Below are 14,107 nucleotides of genomic sequence, written 5' to 3'. Positions count from 1 at the left end.
GCGGCGACGGATACGGCCCTCGACCATGTCCAATTCCGGCCTCAAAGTCGATTCCAATCCGGCCCCTGAAGCGGCCGCGGCGAACGCCACGGTTAACATCCCGGCATCAGGTGAACAGGACCGATCGGTCCGAGTTGATCACCCCAGCACCTGTTCCGCTTCCACGCAGGCGCATAGCACGTGATAGAACGACGACGCTGGGATGGTGGCGATCAGCGACTTTCCTTCGCGGTCGAACTGATCATACCAGCCGCCGGCGACGGGATGGCTGAGATAATGCCGGTCGAGGCGCGACAATGCGGCGCGCGCTTCCTCCGCGGCCCCCGCCTCGCCCGACTCCGCCTGCGCGATCCATGCTTTTGCCATTTCGGTTTGCGGCCAGCAGCGCCGGCTGTGACGCTTGATGTGGCCGCCGGAATCGCCCTCATCGATCAGGCAGCCTGTTGCCTCGTCGCGATAGCGCTGCGCCGAGGCCAGCAGTTCGGCGCGGTAACGTCCGGTCGGGCAGCCGGTGATGCGCTCGAAGCCTTTCAGCAGCCAGACCCATTCCGCCTGATGTCCGGGCTCGACGCTGACCGGTTCGATCCTCGACCAATCGTCCTCGAAATATTCGCCGAGCACCTGTTTCTGCTTGTCGTAGAGATTGGCCAGAAACAGCGCGAAGAACTCTCCGGCGCGGTTTTGAAACGCCGGCTCGTGGGTCGCATCGAAGGCGGCGATCATCGATTCGAACAGATGCATTTGCGGGTTCTGCCGGCGCGGCATCGCCGCCGGCCATCCCTCGAGAAAGCCACCGTTCGGGGAGCGCAATTGGGTGTCCAGGAACGACAGCAAATTGTCGATTTCAGCGCGGACCTGCGCATCCCGATCGAGTGCATAGACGCTCGCGAGAGCCAGCAGCACGAAAGCATGGTCGTAGGTGTCGCGCAGCGGATCCAGGATCGAACCGTCATGCGCCAGGGTGTGGACGTAGCCTGGCCGTCCGTCAGGGCTTTTGGCCCTGGCCAGGAGATGCTCCAGGCCCTTCAGCGCGATCTCGCGACCCTCTGGATACCAGCCGATCTGCGCCACCTTGGCGAAGCAATAGATCTGCCGCGCCTGCACGAACACCCGCCGCGGCGCCAGACGGTCGGCGCGGCCCTCCGGCGTGAGCCGGTCGATGAAGCCGCCGCTGGTCCGGTCCCAGCCTTCCGTCGACCACAGCGGCAGCGAATGCTCGAGGATGCGGCGCTTCAATTTCCCGACGATATCGCCGGAACCAGACCGATCGGTCGCCGCGCCGGCATTTGTCTCAGTCATTGCGTCCCCTGAAAGGCTCCCAGCACCGCGAGAGACCGTCTGATATCATGTAAAAATCCGGGCGCAACCGGACCGGGTGGGCAGCCGCTCACGGTCAAACATGGCAAGGCCCGCGAAATGCGGGATTCCGTCAAATGCGAGGCGGAGCTGCCTTCGCGTCTGCCCAGCACCTTGAGCAAGCCGGCCGCCGGATGGCTTCCCTGACCGATAAACCCTGATTGCCGTGAAAAACCGGCGCGGGTATGAGGTGGTGAAGTGCCATTAAATTGACGATCTTCTGGCAACCTTCGCCGTCGGCTTCACTTCCAAGGTATTGTCCCAGATGAGCGACCAAAGCAGAGTTCTGGTGACGGGCGCCGATGGTTTCGTGGGTCGTCATCTGGTGCCGTTTCTCGCGAAGCGAGGCTACAGGGTAGTCGCAGCCTCGCGAGCGGCCGTCAGGTTCGATGAACCTACCGTCGTTAATGTCGAGCTTCCGGATCTATCCAAGCCCTTCAACTGGCAACCGTTGCTTGGGCAATGCGACATCGTGATTCATCTCGCCGGAATCGCGCACAAATTTGCGGTGGACGAACTCTATGATCGCGTCAATCATCAGGCGACGGCGACGCTGGCGTGCGCCGCTTCCAGTTGCGGCATCAAACATCTGATCTTCATTTCATCGATTGCAGCCCAGTCCGGGTCGTTCTCGGAACATGATCTGACCGAGACAGACCCCCCAAGGCCGAATAACGCCTATGGCAGGTCAAAGCTCGCGGCGGAAAAGGCGGTGCGGACCGCCGGAGTGCCGTTCACGATCCTGCGTCCGGTGGTAATCTACGGCACGGGAGAAAAAGGAAATTTCGCGACCGTCCACAGGATCTCGCGGCTGCCGATTCCATTACCTTTCGGCGCCTTGAAGGCGCAGCGGTCCGTACTGTCGATCGAGAATTTCAACTCGGCCATCGAAACCGCCCTGATCAATCCCGGCGCGCGCGGCGAAACGTTCATTATCGCGGATCCAACGCCCGTGACCGTTGCCGATCTCATTGCACGCTACCGCGTTAGCCTGGGAAGGGAATCGCAACTGCTGCCGGTTCCAGAGCGATGGCTTGAGCTATCCCTCAAAGCGATCGGCCAAGGCGCGACGTGGGAACGGCTCGGCCGCCCGCTGGTCGCCTCACCTTCCAAGTTTCTCGCAATCGGCTGGAATCCAACCCAGCCTTCGTCAGTTCGTTCGGCGGTTTCGTAACCAGCAAGTTGGGCCGTGGAGAGGCATTCAATCCAGCGGAGCAGCTCTCTACCGTCGACGCAAAAAGCAGGACGAATGAGCAACTTGCGCGCTTCTGATGGCTGCCGTATTCAATTGTCGGCGACGGGCCCATGGCTTCCCGAACGCGGCTATTTACCCCTCAACCGAGGCCGGATCGGCCCTTTTGGACCCGAAAACTGGTGGATCGCACCCTCCTCACCATCTCCGAAACTGAGACGATCGAAGAGGCGTTTCGGCGGCTCAATCTCAATATGCTCGGTATCCTGTTTGCGCAGGACGCCGGCGGTCGCGTGATCGGCGCGGTCACGGATGGAGACATCCGCAGGAAGCTGCTCGGCGGACTATCGATCCGCGACCAGGTCGCGGCCTGCGTCAACCGCGATTTCGTCTGGGCGCGGGCCGGCGCACCGCGCGAGCAGATTCTCAAGCTGCTCGACCAACGCGTGCATATCGTCCCTATCCTGGATCCTGAGCGGCGCTTGGTCGACGTTTTCAGCCGCGATCTGTTCCAGATCGGCGAGGAGAGCGAAGTATTCGCGCGGGCGCGCTCGCCGGTGCGGATCAGCTTCTCCGGCGGCGGCACCGATCTCACCCATTATTTCGTCGACCATGATGGCGGGGCCGTCATCAATGCGACGATTGCGATGTATGCCCATGCGACCTTGCGGCGGCGGAGCGACGGCCGGATCCGGATCTATTCGCATGATTTCCGCCGGACGGTTGAAGCCAAAAATCTCGAGGAGCTCGGCAGCGACGGCGAACTGGCCTTGATCAAATCGGTGATCCGCCTGATTAAGCCGTCTTATGGGTTCGATCTCGATGTCTCTGCGGACTTCCCGGTCGGTTCCGGCCTCGGCGGCTCTGCGGTGGTGTCATCGGCTATCATCGGCTGCTTCAATGAATTCCGTTCCGATCAATGGGACCGCCATGAGATCGCGGAAATGGCGTTCCAGGCCGAGCGATTGATGCTGAACATTCCCGGCGGCTGGCAGGATCAATACGCCACCGTGTTCGGCGGCTTCAACCACATGGAATTTTCGTCGGAGCACAATACGATCGTTCCGCTCCGGCTCGATCCCAACATCGTCGCCGAACTCGAGGAGAGCCTGGTTCTTTGTTACACTGGGTTCAATCACGACTCCGGCGACGTCCATCGGGACCAGAAATCGCAACATCGGAAGGCTGATGCTATGGCCGCGGCGGCCCGGCAAAAGGAAATGACGCGCGAAATCCGGCACCATCTGCTGCGCGGTCAGCTTTTGGATTGCGGACGACTGATCGACGAAGCCTGGCACGCCAAGCGCCGGATGAGTTCCAAGATCAGTTCAACCGAACTGGATGCGATTTACGACCATGCGAAAGCGAATGGCGCGGTCGGCGGCAAGCTACTGGGCGCCGGCGGCGGCGGCTATTTCGTCTTTTTTGTTCGTCCGTTCGAGCGATATCCGCTCATCAGGGCGTTGGAAGATAAGGGCCTGCGCTGCTCGCGCATCACGTTTGAGGAAAACGGTTTGCGCACCTGGAAGTCGCGAATCCCCGCAACACCGGCTCGGAATGCCGCCGCGTCCAATTGATTAGATCGAGAAGACGAGAATGAATTCAACCAACCAGGCAATTTCCACCCGGATCGGCGACCGTTTGATCGGCGACGGCCAACCCTGCTTCGTCATCGCCGAAGTCGGCAACAACCACAATGGCGACTACGATCGCGCGATTGCGCTGGTTGATGCCGCGGTTGCAGCCGGCGCCGATTGCGCCAAGTTCCAGATGCGCAAGCTGGACGAGGTCTATCGCGCCTCCAGCCTGTCCGGAAAAGATGACGATCTCGCCGTCGAATACACACTCGACCTGCTGCGCCGTTTCGAACTAACGACTGAGCAGCAATGCCGCATCGCGGCCTACTGCGCCTCGAAAGGCATTCGGTATCTCTGCACCCCCTGGGATGCGTCCAGCGTCGCGACGCTGGAGACGTTCGGGGTTCAGGCCTACAAGGTCGCGTCGGCCGACCTGACCAATCTGCCGCTGCTGGCGAAACTTGCCGCGACCGGAAAGACGCTGATTGTCTCCACCGGCATGAGCACGACCGAGGAGATCAAGGCTGCCGCCAAATTCCTCGACGATCGTTCCGTCGCTTACGTGCTGCTGCATTGCCAGAGCACCTATCCGGCCGCGCTCCACAACATCCACCTGCGTTTCATGGAAACGCTGCGAACCATCCACCCACTCGCCGGCTATTCCGGCCATGAACGCGGCATCGCGGTTTCGATCGGCGCGGTGGCGCTGGGCGCTGTGGTGATCGAGCGCCACATCACGCTTGATCGCGAGATGGAAGGCCCGGACCATGCCGCGAGCCTCGAACCGGACGAATTCAAGGCGCTGATCAGCGGCATTCGCGAGGTCGAGGCCGCACGCGGCGAACCATTGGCCGAGCGCGCGCTGAGCCAGGGCGAATTGATCAATCGCGAAAATCTAGCAAAAAGCCTCGTTGCCGCTCGCAATATCGCGGCCGGTACCGTCGTGACCGAGAACGATATTGCGGTGAAGAGTCCGGGTCAGGGCCTGTCGCCACTCAAAATGCCCGAACTGATCGGCAAGCGGATCGGACGGGCGATGGCGGCGGATGATTATTTCTTCCCGAGCGATCTCAGCGAAGGCGCTAGCAAGGCGCGGCGCTATCGCTTCGGCCGTCCCTGGGGCGTGCCTGTGCGCTATCACGACACCGAGCGGTTCCTCGACATCTGCCAGCCCGATCTCATCGAGTTCCACCTCAGCTACAATGATATGGAACGCGATCCGGCCGCCTATCTCTCTGGTACCTACGATCTCGGCTTCGTGGTGCATGCGCCCGAGCTTTTTGCCGGCAGCAAGCTGATGGATCTCGCCACGCCCGACGAGGCTCTGCGCCGCTATTCGCTGGAGCAGACCCAGGCCGTGATCGACATTACGCGGAGGCTAAAGAAATTCTTCCCCAAGACAAAGCGCCCGCCGATCGTCGCCAATATCGGTGGTTTCACGATGGACGAGCCGCTACCGCCGGATCAGAAAGCAGAACGGTATCGTATCTTCGCCGCTAGTCTCAGTGAACTCGATCTCGACGGCGTCGAACTGATCCCGCAGACGATGGCGCCCTTCCCCTGGCATTTCGGCGGCCAGCGTCACCAGAACATCTTCATCTTTCCGGAAGAATCCGCTGCGTTCTGCGCCGAGCATGATTTGAGGATGTGCGTCGATATCTCGCACACCAAGCTTGCGGCCAATCATTTCGGCTTCGACTTTGCCGAGGGCCTGGCGAAACTCGGCCCGCATACGGCGCATCTGCATTTCGGCGACGCCAAGGGGCTCGACGGCGAAGGCTTGCAGGTCGGCGAAGGCGAGATCGATTTTGACGAGGTCGGCGCCGTACTGCGCAAACATGCGCCCGGCTCCTCCTTCATTCCGGAGATCTGGCAGGGCCACAAGAACATGGGCGAAGGTTTCTGGACCGCGCTGGAGCGCCTTGAGGGCCGCATATGAGCACGCCTGCCCCCGAACGCACGCTGGCCGTGATCGCGGCGCGCGGCGGCTCCAAGGGAATTCCGCACAAGAACCTGATCGACCTCTGCGGCAAGCCGCTTATCGCCTGGACGGTGATGCAGGCCGCTGCCGCCCGTGGCGTCGATGTGGTTGCGGTTTCCTCCGATAGCGATGCCATCCTTTCGGCGGCTGAAGCCGCCGGCGCGGTCGGGGTGCGCCGCCCCGACAGGCTTTCGGGCGACCTGGCATCGTCGGAGGCCGCCTGGCTGCACGCGCTGGACCAAATCGATGGTCGGCTGGGCCCCTTCACGCGCATCGTCGCCCTGCAGGCGACCTCCCCGATCCGCGAGGCCAGCGATATCGACAACGCGCTGGAGGCCTTCGAGCGGGACAAGCTCGACAGCCTGCTCTCGGTTTGCGAGGTCGAGGATTATTTCAACTGGCGCATCGGCAAGGATGGTCCGGAAGCCATCAATTACAACTATCATGACCGGCGCATGCGCCAGCAGATCGAAAAGCGATACCTCGAAAATGGCTCGTTCTACGTATTCATTCCGCGCCTTTTGCGCGAAAAGAACAACCGGCTCGGCGGCAGGATCGGTTTCCATGTGATGGAGCGCCACAAGATGTTCCAGATCGATCGCCCTGAAGACATCAAACTGTGTGCCGCCATCATGCGCAGCTATGGCTATGCGTAGTCTCGATCCATTTTCGCTACAGGGACGGCTTGCCATCGTCACCGGTGCATCGCGCGGAATTGGCGCCGCAATCGCAACCGGCCTCGCCGGGGCCGGCGCCCGGGTGGTCGGCTTCAGCCGGTCCGGCACGGCACCGGCCGGTGTCGAGCCGATCTCCTGCGATCTGTCCGATGATACCGCGGTGTGCCGCGTGTTCGAAGAACTCGCAAAACACCACGACCGGCTCGACGTGCTGGTCAATGCCGCCGGCATCAGCCTGCCCGCCTCCGACGCGGCAAGCGAACTCGACAGGTTCCGGCAGACCATCGCCACCGACCTCACAGGGGTCTACGCGACGATTCTTGCCGCCTATCCCCTGCTCAGGAAGGCCGGAAGCGGCTCGATCATCAATGTCACCAGCATCAATTCGGTACGCGGCTTTCCCGGCAATCCGGGTTATGTCGCCGCCAAGGCGGGCCTTGCCGGCTTGACCCGCGCGCTGGCGGCCGACTTCGCCGCCGACGGCATCCGGGTCAACGCGCTGGCGCCCGGCTATGTCGCGACCGCCATGACGGCCAAAAGTTTTGCCGATCCCGCGATGCATGAGGAACGCCGGCGCCATACCATGCTCGGGCGCTGGGGCGATCCGGACGACATGATCGGTGCAGCCATCTTCCTGGCATCATCCGCTTCAACCTATATGACCGGGCAGGAACTGTTCGTGGACGGAGGCTGGACCACCAAGGGGCTCGCCGTCAGCACAGGTGAGAAACCGTGAAAACACCCAACGAGCGCCTTGGTTTCATGCAGGGACGGCTGTCGGCGCTGGTCGATGGCAAGATCCAGGCGTTCCCCTGGAACGAATGGCGCGAGGAGTTTCCCCGAGCGAAGGCGCTCGGCCTTTCCCGGATGGAATGGACGATCGACCAGGATCGGTTCCGCGAAAACCCGCTGACGACCGAAGCCGGCCGTAGCGAGATCCAGCGTCTTGCGCGCGATAACGCGATCGCCATTCCAAGCCTGACCGGCGACTGCTTCATGCAGGCGCCGTTCTGGAAAGCGGCCGGCGACGCGCGTGAGGCTCTGGTAGCCGATCTCGATCTGGTGATCGCCTCCTGTGCCGCACTCGGAGTCGAATTCGTGGTGATTCCGCTGGTCGATAACGGCAAGATCGAGACGCCGGAACAAACGGAGCTGCTGCTGCGCACGCTGCTCGATCGTTCCGCGTCGCTGTCAAGGCAAAACGTCAAGATCGTTTTCGAATCCGATCTGCCGCCGGCCGATCTCGCACAATTCATCGCCAAATTTCCACACGAGGTTTTCGGCATCAATTACGATATCGGCAATAGCGCCGCTCTTGGGTTTGATTGCGGTGAAGAAATTGCCGCCTATGCGCCCCGCATCCTCAACGTGCATGTCAAGGATCGCCTGCGCGGGGGGACCACCGTACCGCCCGGCACCGGCGCGGCCGAACTGGCAAAGGCAATCCGGCTGATCGAAAATAGCGGCTATGCCGGCCAATATATCCTTCAGACTGCTCGCGCCGCAGATGGCGACCATTCAGGCGCGCTGGCGATATATCGCGACATGACGGTGCGCTGGATCGAGGACGCGGCCCGATGAAACTGGAACTGGAGGGGCGTGTCGCTCTCGTCGCCGGCGCCAGCCGCGGCATTGGACTGGCGATCGCGCGGATGCTTGCTGCGGAAGGGGCGCACGTCGCGCTTGCCGCGCGCGGTCGCGACGATCTCGACGCCGCCCGCGCCAAAATCGGCGATAACGCTTCGTCCCACACCGCCGACGTCACCGATCCGGCCGCGGCGCTTGCGATGGCGCGCGAAGTGGAGAGGCAATGGGGCCGAATCGACATCCTGATCTGCAATGTAGGCAGCGGCGCTTCCGTGCCCCCCGGACAGGAGACATCGGCAGAATGGCGCCGCGTCATGGACGTCAATCTGTTTGCGGCAACCAACATGATCGAGGCGGTGCGGCCGATCATGCAGCGCGGCAACGGGGATCGCGCCATCGTCTGCATTTCCTCGATTTGCGGCCTGGCCGCGCTCGGCGCGCCTGTGACCTACTCCGCGGCTAAAGCCGCGCTCAACGCCACCGTGCGCGGCCTCACCCGCCCGCTGGCGCTCGAGGGCATCCGTATCAACGCAGTGGCGCCCGGTAATATCCTGTTCAATGGCGGCACCTGGGCGCGCAAGCTTGCCGAGAACAAAGCCGGCGTCGAAGACATGCTGGCGCGCGAAGTCCCACTGCGCCGGCTCGGCTCGCCCGAGGAAATCGCAGACGTCGTAGGCTTTCTCGCTTCACCCCGGGCGGCATTCATCACCGGCACCGTAATCGTGGCTGACGGCGGACAGTTACGCGCTTGAAGAGGAACCGTTGATGACATCTCTCTCCTCTCGTTACGATCTGAAGGGCCGCACCGCGCTGGTGACCGGCGCCGGCGGCCTGCTTGGGCAACAACACACCGCGGCCTTGGCCGATGCCGGCGCACGCGTGGTGGTCACGGATATCGGACTGGCGCCGTGCGAGGCGGCAATCGCCAAGATCCGGGAGATCATCCCTTCAGCCAATCTTGTTCCCGTCGCGATCGATGTCACGTCGCAAGAATCGGTTCATGCGGCCGTGATCGATCTGGCCGGCCGCGGAATTCAAATCGACATTCTCGTCAACAACGCGGCGATCGACCCCAAGGTAACTTCGACGCCCGGCGTGATGCATTCGTCCCGCTTCGAGGCATTCCCGATCCCGCAATGGCAGATGGAAATCGCAGTCGGCCTCACCGGTGCGATGCTGTGCTCGCAGGTGTTCGGCGGCGCCATGGCCAAGCGCGGCAACGGCGTGATCCTAAACATCGCCTCCGATCTCGGCGTGATCGCACCGGACCAGCGGCTCTACCGGCAGCCCACTATCACGCGCAACGAAGAGCAGCCGGTCAAGCCGGTAACCTATTCGGTGATCAAACACGGCCTGATCGGCCTCACCAAATATCTCGCGACCTACTGGGCCGACCGCGGCGTCCGCGTCAACGCCATCTCACCTGGCGGCGTTTTCAATAACCAGGATCCTGCTTTTGTCGAAAAGCTGACACGCCTGATCCCGATGGGCCGCATGGCGAAGGTCGACGAATATCGCGCCGCGATCCAGTTTCTGTGTTCGGACGCGTCGAGCTATATGACCGGCCAGAACCTTGTGATGGACGGCGGCAGGAGCGTGTGGTAGCCGGCTTGCTACTATTTCCAGGCGATCGACGGCACCAGCAGACGGTGGGATTTTCGCTCGACACATGCCCAGAGCGCCAAAATAGATTTTTGACGCTCCGCATGATCTTCGTCTGGCTCTCCCAGCGACCGGCATAATTGTTCAAGCACGCCGACCCGCGAATCCTGGATATGTCGAGCATCGGAACGGTCTGAGGCAAACGGATCGGACTGATCGACGAGCGTCAGCTCTGTTTTCTCCGGCCGGCGTGCGACAATCCTGAAGGAGGTACTCTCCGCACCACTGTTGATTTTCAATTCAAACGGGCAAAGACCGCGTCCGGTAAATGTGGCTTCCCACCGCGCCGTCTCGGCCTCCGCAGGGCCCCATATCGTCGAAACGGATACATCGTCGTAGCCCAGTTCCGCGAGCAAGGCGATTGCGTGGATACCGTAAAATCGAACGGCGCCCCCGCCTGCAGGATCGGATCTTTTCCAGTTCGCAAGGCCGGCACGGTAGTGGTGTGCCAGAAAATTCCAATCCAGACGGATGCTGTTCCGAGGCTCGGCAAGCGCCGCTCTGAGTTGGTGTGCCCAGGGTGTAAAGCGAAACGTATAGCCTACCCGATAGCGCCTTCCAGCCTCCTCGACAGCCGCGAGCAGAGACGCCGCCAACTCGGGAGTTGGTGCTATCGGCTTTTCCAGGATGAACTGGCGGATGTTCGGCATCCGCACCAGACGAGGAATCCAAAGTGCTTGATCGTCGGGACGAAGCGCGACGATCACCCCGCTCGATCTGGCCAAAGCGCCCTCCACATCGGCACACCAGATAATTTTTTTGACAAATTCAGAGAGTTCGGGCCGTGCCGCCAAAGTCGATTGATAGCGAAATGGCAACACCACTTCCAAACCCAGTTGCATAAGCGCCGGCAAATATCCATACATCCCGAAGCCGGAACCGAGGACCGTAAATACGGCGGCCTCAGGCACGGAAGTCATCGGCACTCAGGACGTCGATAACCGGTCCCTTGTAGCCGTGTTCGGAAAGATATTGCCGGATCTCACCCGATATATGCCATGCGAGATTGAGCAGCGGCTTGGTCTGGGGCTCGAGCGCGAATAACGCGTCGTCCGACACGATGGGAATGCGGGTACCGGGTACGTAATGACCAACCTTGATCGAACCCGGCTTCTCGTGAACCGCAACGATCTCTTTTTCGGTCAACCCAAGAAGTTTGACCAGGATTGCCGCCCGGCCTGGAAACGCCTTGGCGCGAATGGGCCCGTGCTGCGCGAATATCTGCTTCAGTTCACGTCCCTTGCTGCCTTTCCAGAGATCGACATCGCGGGCCAATTGGCGGAAATCCTGGAAAAAATTCTTTTCCCGGGCAGCAACATCGGCGGCCACCGCGCCTCCCTTTATGCTCTGCGCACCACAGCCGAGAACGATGCGAATATTGCCGCCGTAGCGGGCAGGAAATTCGACGTCGACGATGTCCAGGCCAAGGGACTTGGCGATGAAGTCGAATGATCGATACGAATAGGTTCTGGGATGCTCGTGGTAAAAGGTGTCGAACTGGTGCCGATCCAGCACTGCGCCCAGATAGTGATTCTCGATCACGATAGACGTTTGGGGTCCAAGAAGGGATTTCAGGGCCGACAGCACACCTGACAAATCCTCGATATGCGCAAAGACGTTAGTGAACGTGATAATATCCGGTATGCCCACACCGCTGCTGATCGCGCTGGCGGCCTGATGGCTGAGATAATCCTGCACCACGAAATGGCCTTTCGCGGCAGCATCCCGGCCCGCACCGGTAGGCTCGATGCCTGCGGTCACCGCTCCTGCCTCGCGAAAGAAGTCGAGCAAGCTTCCGTCATTGCAGCCGACATCGAGCACAATCTTGTTCGCCAGCGAACCCAAGCGTTCCTCGCAGGAGGCAACGAGGCCCCGCATCCCTGACAAGACGTCCGCGGTAAAGCGCGAACGATAATGATAGTCTTCCGGAAAGAGATTTTCCTTCGGAACCTGAAAATGTTGGTGCGCCGTGACGCAGGTCGGACAAAAATCGATGTTGATCGGATATTCAGGACATCGACGCGGATTACCAACCGGAACGAGATCGTCGCAAAGTGGGTGCTTTCCGAGATCGAGGACCGGCACCAGCCGATCGTTGCCGCAGACTTCGCAGCTTTTGATCTCCGACATCGGCTTTCCCGCCGGTTCGCTTGCTGAAGTAACCACCATGTCAATGTATCCGATTTTTCATCTGGGGAGCTGGGAAGAGCTAACTATCCCGCTTTGTGTTCATGAAAGCGGCGATCTGGTCAGACATAACGGGTCTGACAGGAGCACCGCGGTCAAACGCCTTATACCAATCCACGACGGCCGCGGCAGCACGATCCAGATTCCATCGCGGCAACCACCCCATATGAGCGCGAGCTTTGGCGCTATCCAGCGCCAGCAACCGCGCTTCGTGTGGATGTTGACCGGGTTGCACCATCCACCGCGTGGTTACTCCCCAATGACCTGCAATACGGTCTACCAGCTGTTGAACGGAACAAACACTATCCGGATCGGGGCCGAAATTCCATTCGCTTGAAAAGCCTTTCGGATCCTCCCATAAACGCTGCGCAAGCAGCAGATAGCCAGCCAGCGGTTCGAGCACATGCTGCCATGGCCGGACCGCATCGGGATTTCGAATCGGCACCTGCTGGCCGCTGCGTAGCGCGTTGATGACATCAGGAATCAGACGGTCCTGTGCCCAGTCGCCCCCCCCGATGACATTACCCGCCCTGGCGCTGGCGATCCCGATCTGATCGGAGCCGCCGAAATACGAAGCCCGGTAGGCCGCGGTCACAAATTCCGCACAGGCCTTGCTGCTCGAATAAGGATCCTTTCCGCCGAGCGGGTCCGTTTCGCGGTAACCCCAGACCCATTCCTTGTTGTCGTAGCACTTGTCGCTCGTAATATTGACCAGCGCACGTACCCCAGAGGTGCGGGCGGCTTCGAGAACATGAACCGTCCCCATTACGTTGGTCGCATAGGTTCCTACCGGATCCTGATAGGAGGCTCGGACGATCGCCTGCGCGGCAAGGTGAAAGACGATTTCGGGACGAAATTGCTTGAACGCAGCGTCAACGGTTGACAGATCGCGGATGTCGCCAATCATCGAGACGATGCCGTCTCCGCCCTGCGCCAAATCGAACAGGCTGGGCGTAGTGGAAGGCGGGAGTGCCAGGCCGGCCACTTCGGCCCCGAGCTGGCGCAGCCATATCGTCAACCAATTGCCCTTGAAACCAGTGTGCCCGGTGACGAGTACACGCTTGCCACGCCAGAAGGCCGCATTCATTCCCAGCGCTTCCATGGTGCCTGCCCGGTCTCCCAGAGGTGCTCGAGGTGTAGCTTGTCGCGAAGCGTGTCCATCGCCTCCCAAAAGCCAGTGTGGCGATAAGCAGCCAGTTGCCCATCCTGCGACAGGCGCTTGAGCGGCTCCTGCTCCCAGACGGTCGTATCGTCGCTCAGGTAGTCGAAAATCGCCGGTTCGAGGATAAAGAAACCGCCGTTGATCCAGCGGCCATCACCGCGCGGCTTCTCTTCGAAATTCAGCACCATATGCTGATCGATATCCAGAGCGCCGAAACGCGCCGGGGGCTGGATCGCGGTTACCGTCGCATACCGTCCATGAACGCGGTGGAATGCCTTGAGCTGCCCGATGTCCACGTCCGACAACCCGTCTCCGTATGTCATACAAAACGTGTCGTTTCCGACGTATTTCTTTACACGCCGCAGCCGGCCGCCGGTCATGGTGTTGAGGCCGGTATCGATCAGCGTCACCTTCCAGTGTTCGGCGGACTTGTTGAGAACTTCCATGGAATTGGTTTCGAAATCGAAGGTGACGTCCGCCATATGCAAAAAGTAATTCGCGAAATATTCCTTGATCACATACGATTTGTATCCACAGCAGACGATGAACTCGTTGATACCGTGCGAGGAGAAATTCTTCATGATATGCCACAAGATCGGCTTGCCGCCGATCTCGATCATGGGCTTTGGCTTGACGTGACTTTCTTCGGTGATGCGCGTCCCGAAACCGCCTGCCAGAATAACCGCTTTCATGATCCACACCGGAAATATGCCTGGAGCCGCGGAC

Annotated in this window: 13 protein-coding genes; 8 read left to right on the top strand and 5 right to left on the bottom strand. The window is 60.8% G+C overall.

The window, feature by feature from the left end; all coding sequences use genetic code 11:
• Window positions 1-138: 138 nt before the first annotated feature.
• Window positions 139-1,299, bottom strand: a complete 1,161-nt coding sequence (locus HB630_RS03580; RefSeq protein WP_213770092.1) for an AGE family epimerase/isomerase — start codon at window positions 1,297-1,299, stop codon at window positions 139-141.
• 322 nt (window positions 1,300-1,621) lie between these two features.
• Here HB630_RS03580 and HB630_RS03575 point away from each other — a divergent pair, with 322 nt between their 5' ends.
• The 8 genes from HB630_RS03575 to HB630_RS03540 all read left to right on the top strand — a co-directional run bounded on the left by HB630_RS03575 (window position 1,622) and on the right by HB630_RS03540 (window position 9,975).
• Window positions 1,622-2,530: an NAD-dependent epimerase/dehydratase family protein gene (locus tag HB630_RS03575; RefSeq protein ID WP_213770090.1), complete on the top strand. Its 909-nt coding sequence runs from the start codon at window positions 1,622-1,624 to the stop codon at window positions 2,528-2,530.
• Window positions 2,531-2,730: 200 nt separating this feature from the next.
• Complete coding sequence (locus HB630_RS03570) at window positions 2,731-4,125, top strand: CBS domain-containing protein (protein ID WP_346656027.1); 1,395 nt, start codon at window positions 2,731-2,733, stop codon at window positions 4,123-4,125.
• A gap of 19 nt (window positions 4,126-4,144) precedes the next feature.
• A complete protein-coding gene (locus HB630_RS03565) occupies window positions 4,145-6,064 on the top strand; it encodes an N-acetylneuraminate synthase family protein (protein WP_213770088.1) in 1,920 nt (639 codons plus the stop codon).
• Window positions 6,061-6,762, top strand: coding sequence for an acylneuraminate cytidylyltransferase family protein (locus tag HB630_RS03560; RefSeq protein WP_213770086.1), 702 nt, complete (start codon window positions 6,061-6,063; stop codon window positions 6,760-6,762). The genes HB630_RS03565 and HB630_RS03560 overlap by 4 nt, the downstream gene beginning before the upstream one ends.
• On the top strand, window positions 6,749-7,519 hold the full coding sequence (locus HB630_RS03555; protein ID WP_249780622.1) for an SDR family oxidoreductase: 771 nt from the start codon (window positions 6,749-6,751) through the stop codon (window positions 7,517-7,519). The genes HB630_RS03560 and HB630_RS03555 overlap by 14 nt, the downstream gene beginning before the upstream one ends.
• Window positions 7,516-8,364, top strand: coding sequence for a TIM barrel protein (locus tag HB630_RS03550; RefSeq protein ID WP_346656026.1), 849 nt, complete (start codon window positions 7,516-7,518; stop codon window positions 8,362-8,364). The genes HB630_RS03555 and HB630_RS03550 overlap by 4 nt, the downstream gene beginning before the upstream one ends.
• On the top strand, window positions 8,361-9,122 hold the full coding sequence (locus HB630_RS03545; protein WP_213770084.1) for an SDR family NAD(P)-dependent oxidoreductase: 762 nt from the start codon (window positions 8,361-8,363) through the stop codon (window positions 9,120-9,122). Before HB630_RS03550 ends, HB630_RS03545 begins: the two co-directional genes overlap by 4 nt.
• Window positions 9,123-9,135: 13 nt before the next feature.
• Complete coding sequence (locus tag HB630_RS03540) at window positions 9,136-9,975, top strand: SDR family oxidoreductase (protein WP_213770082.1); 840 nt, start codon at window positions 9,136-9,138, stop codon at window positions 9,973-9,975.
• An 11-nt stretch (window positions 9,976-9,986) separates the two neighbouring features.
• Here HB630_RS03540 and HB630_RS03535 read toward each other — a convergent pair whose 3' ends face one another.
• The 4 genes from HB630_RS03535 to rfbF form a co-directional block, all read right to left on the bottom strand.
• Window positions 9,987-10,952 carry a hypothetical protein gene (locus HB630_RS03535; protein WP_218625991.1) on the bottom strand — a complete coding sequence of 322 codons (966 nt, stop codon included), beginning with the start codon at window positions 10,950-10,952 and terminating at the stop codon, window positions 9,987-9,989.
• Entirely contained in the window at window positions 10,936-12,162 is a 1,227-nt protein-coding gene (locus HB630_RS03530) for a class I SAM-dependent methyltransferase (protein ID WP_249780621.1), read from the bottom strand. Before HB630_RS03530 ends, HB630_RS03535 begins: the two co-directional genes overlap by 17 nt.
• 79 nt (window positions 12,163-12,241) lie before the next feature.
• On the bottom strand, window positions 12,242-13,321 hold the full coding sequence (rfbG, locus tag HB630_RS03525; protein WP_213770079.1) for a CDP-glucose 4,6-dehydratase: 1,080 nt from the start codon (window positions 13,319-13,321) through the stop codon (window positions 12,242-12,244).
• On the bottom strand, window positions 13,303-14,073 hold the full coding sequence (gene rfbF, locus HB630_RS03520; RefSeq protein ID WP_213770077.1) for a glucose-1-phosphate cytidylyltransferase: 771 nt from the start codon (window positions 14,071-14,073) through the stop codon (window positions 13,303-13,305). The genes rfbG and rfbF overlap by 19 nt, the downstream gene beginning before the upstream one ends.
• Between the last annotated feature and the right edge of the window lie 34 nt (window positions 14,074-14,107).

It is taken from the genome of Bradyrhizobium sp. dw_78, assembly GCF_018449525.1.
GTDB lineage: Bacteria > Pseudomonadota > Alphaproteobacteria > Rhizobiales > Xanthobacteraceae > Bradyrhizobium.
Note: the sequence above shows the minus strand (reverse complement) of the source record. Positions and strands in the feature narration are given on the sequence as shown.

Coding starts and splice junctions, on each gene's coding strand:
- HB630_RS03580 (WP_213770092.1), bottom strand. CDS start 1,299: ATGACTGAGACAAATGCCGGCGCGGCGACCGATCGGTCTGGTTCCGGC.
- HB630_RS03575 (WP_213770090.1), top strand. CDS start 1,622: ATGAGCGACCAAAGCAGAGTTCTGGTGACGGGCGCCGATGGTTTCGTG.
- HB630_RS03565 (WP_213770088.1), top strand. CDS start 4,145: ATGAATTCAACCAACCAGGCAATTTCCACCCGGATCGGCGACCGTTTG.
- HB630_RS03560 (WP_213770086.1), top strand. CDS start 6,061: ATGAGCACGCCTGCCCCCGAACGCACGCTGGCCGTGATCGCGGCGCGC.
- HB630_RS03555 (WP_249780622.1), top strand. CDS start 6,749: ATGGCTATGCGTAGTCTCGATCCATTTTCGCTACAGGGACGGCTTGCC.
- HB630_RS03545 (WP_213770084.1), top strand. CDS start 8,361: ATGAAACTGGAACTGGAGGGGCGTGTCGCTCTCGTCGCCGGCGCCAGC.
- HB630_RS03540 (WP_213770082.1), top strand. CDS start 9,136: ATGACATCTCTCTCCTCTCGTTACGATCTGAAGGGCCGCACCGCGCTG.
- HB630_RS03535 (WP_218625991.1), bottom strand. CDS start 10,952: ATGACTTCCGTGCCTGAGGCCGCCGTATTTACGGTCCTCGGTTCCGGC.
- HB630_RS03530 (WP_249780621.1), bottom strand. CDS start 12,162: ATGTCGGAGATCAAAAGCTGCGAAGTCTGCGGCAACGATCGGCTGGTG.
- rfbG (WP_213770079.1), bottom strand. CDS start 13,321: ATGGAAGCGCTGGGAATGAATGCGGCCTTCTGGCGTGGCAAGCGTGTA.
- rfbF (WP_213770077.1), bottom strand. CDS start 14,073: ATGAAAGCGGTTATTCTGGCAGGCGGTTTCGGGACGCGCATCACCGAA.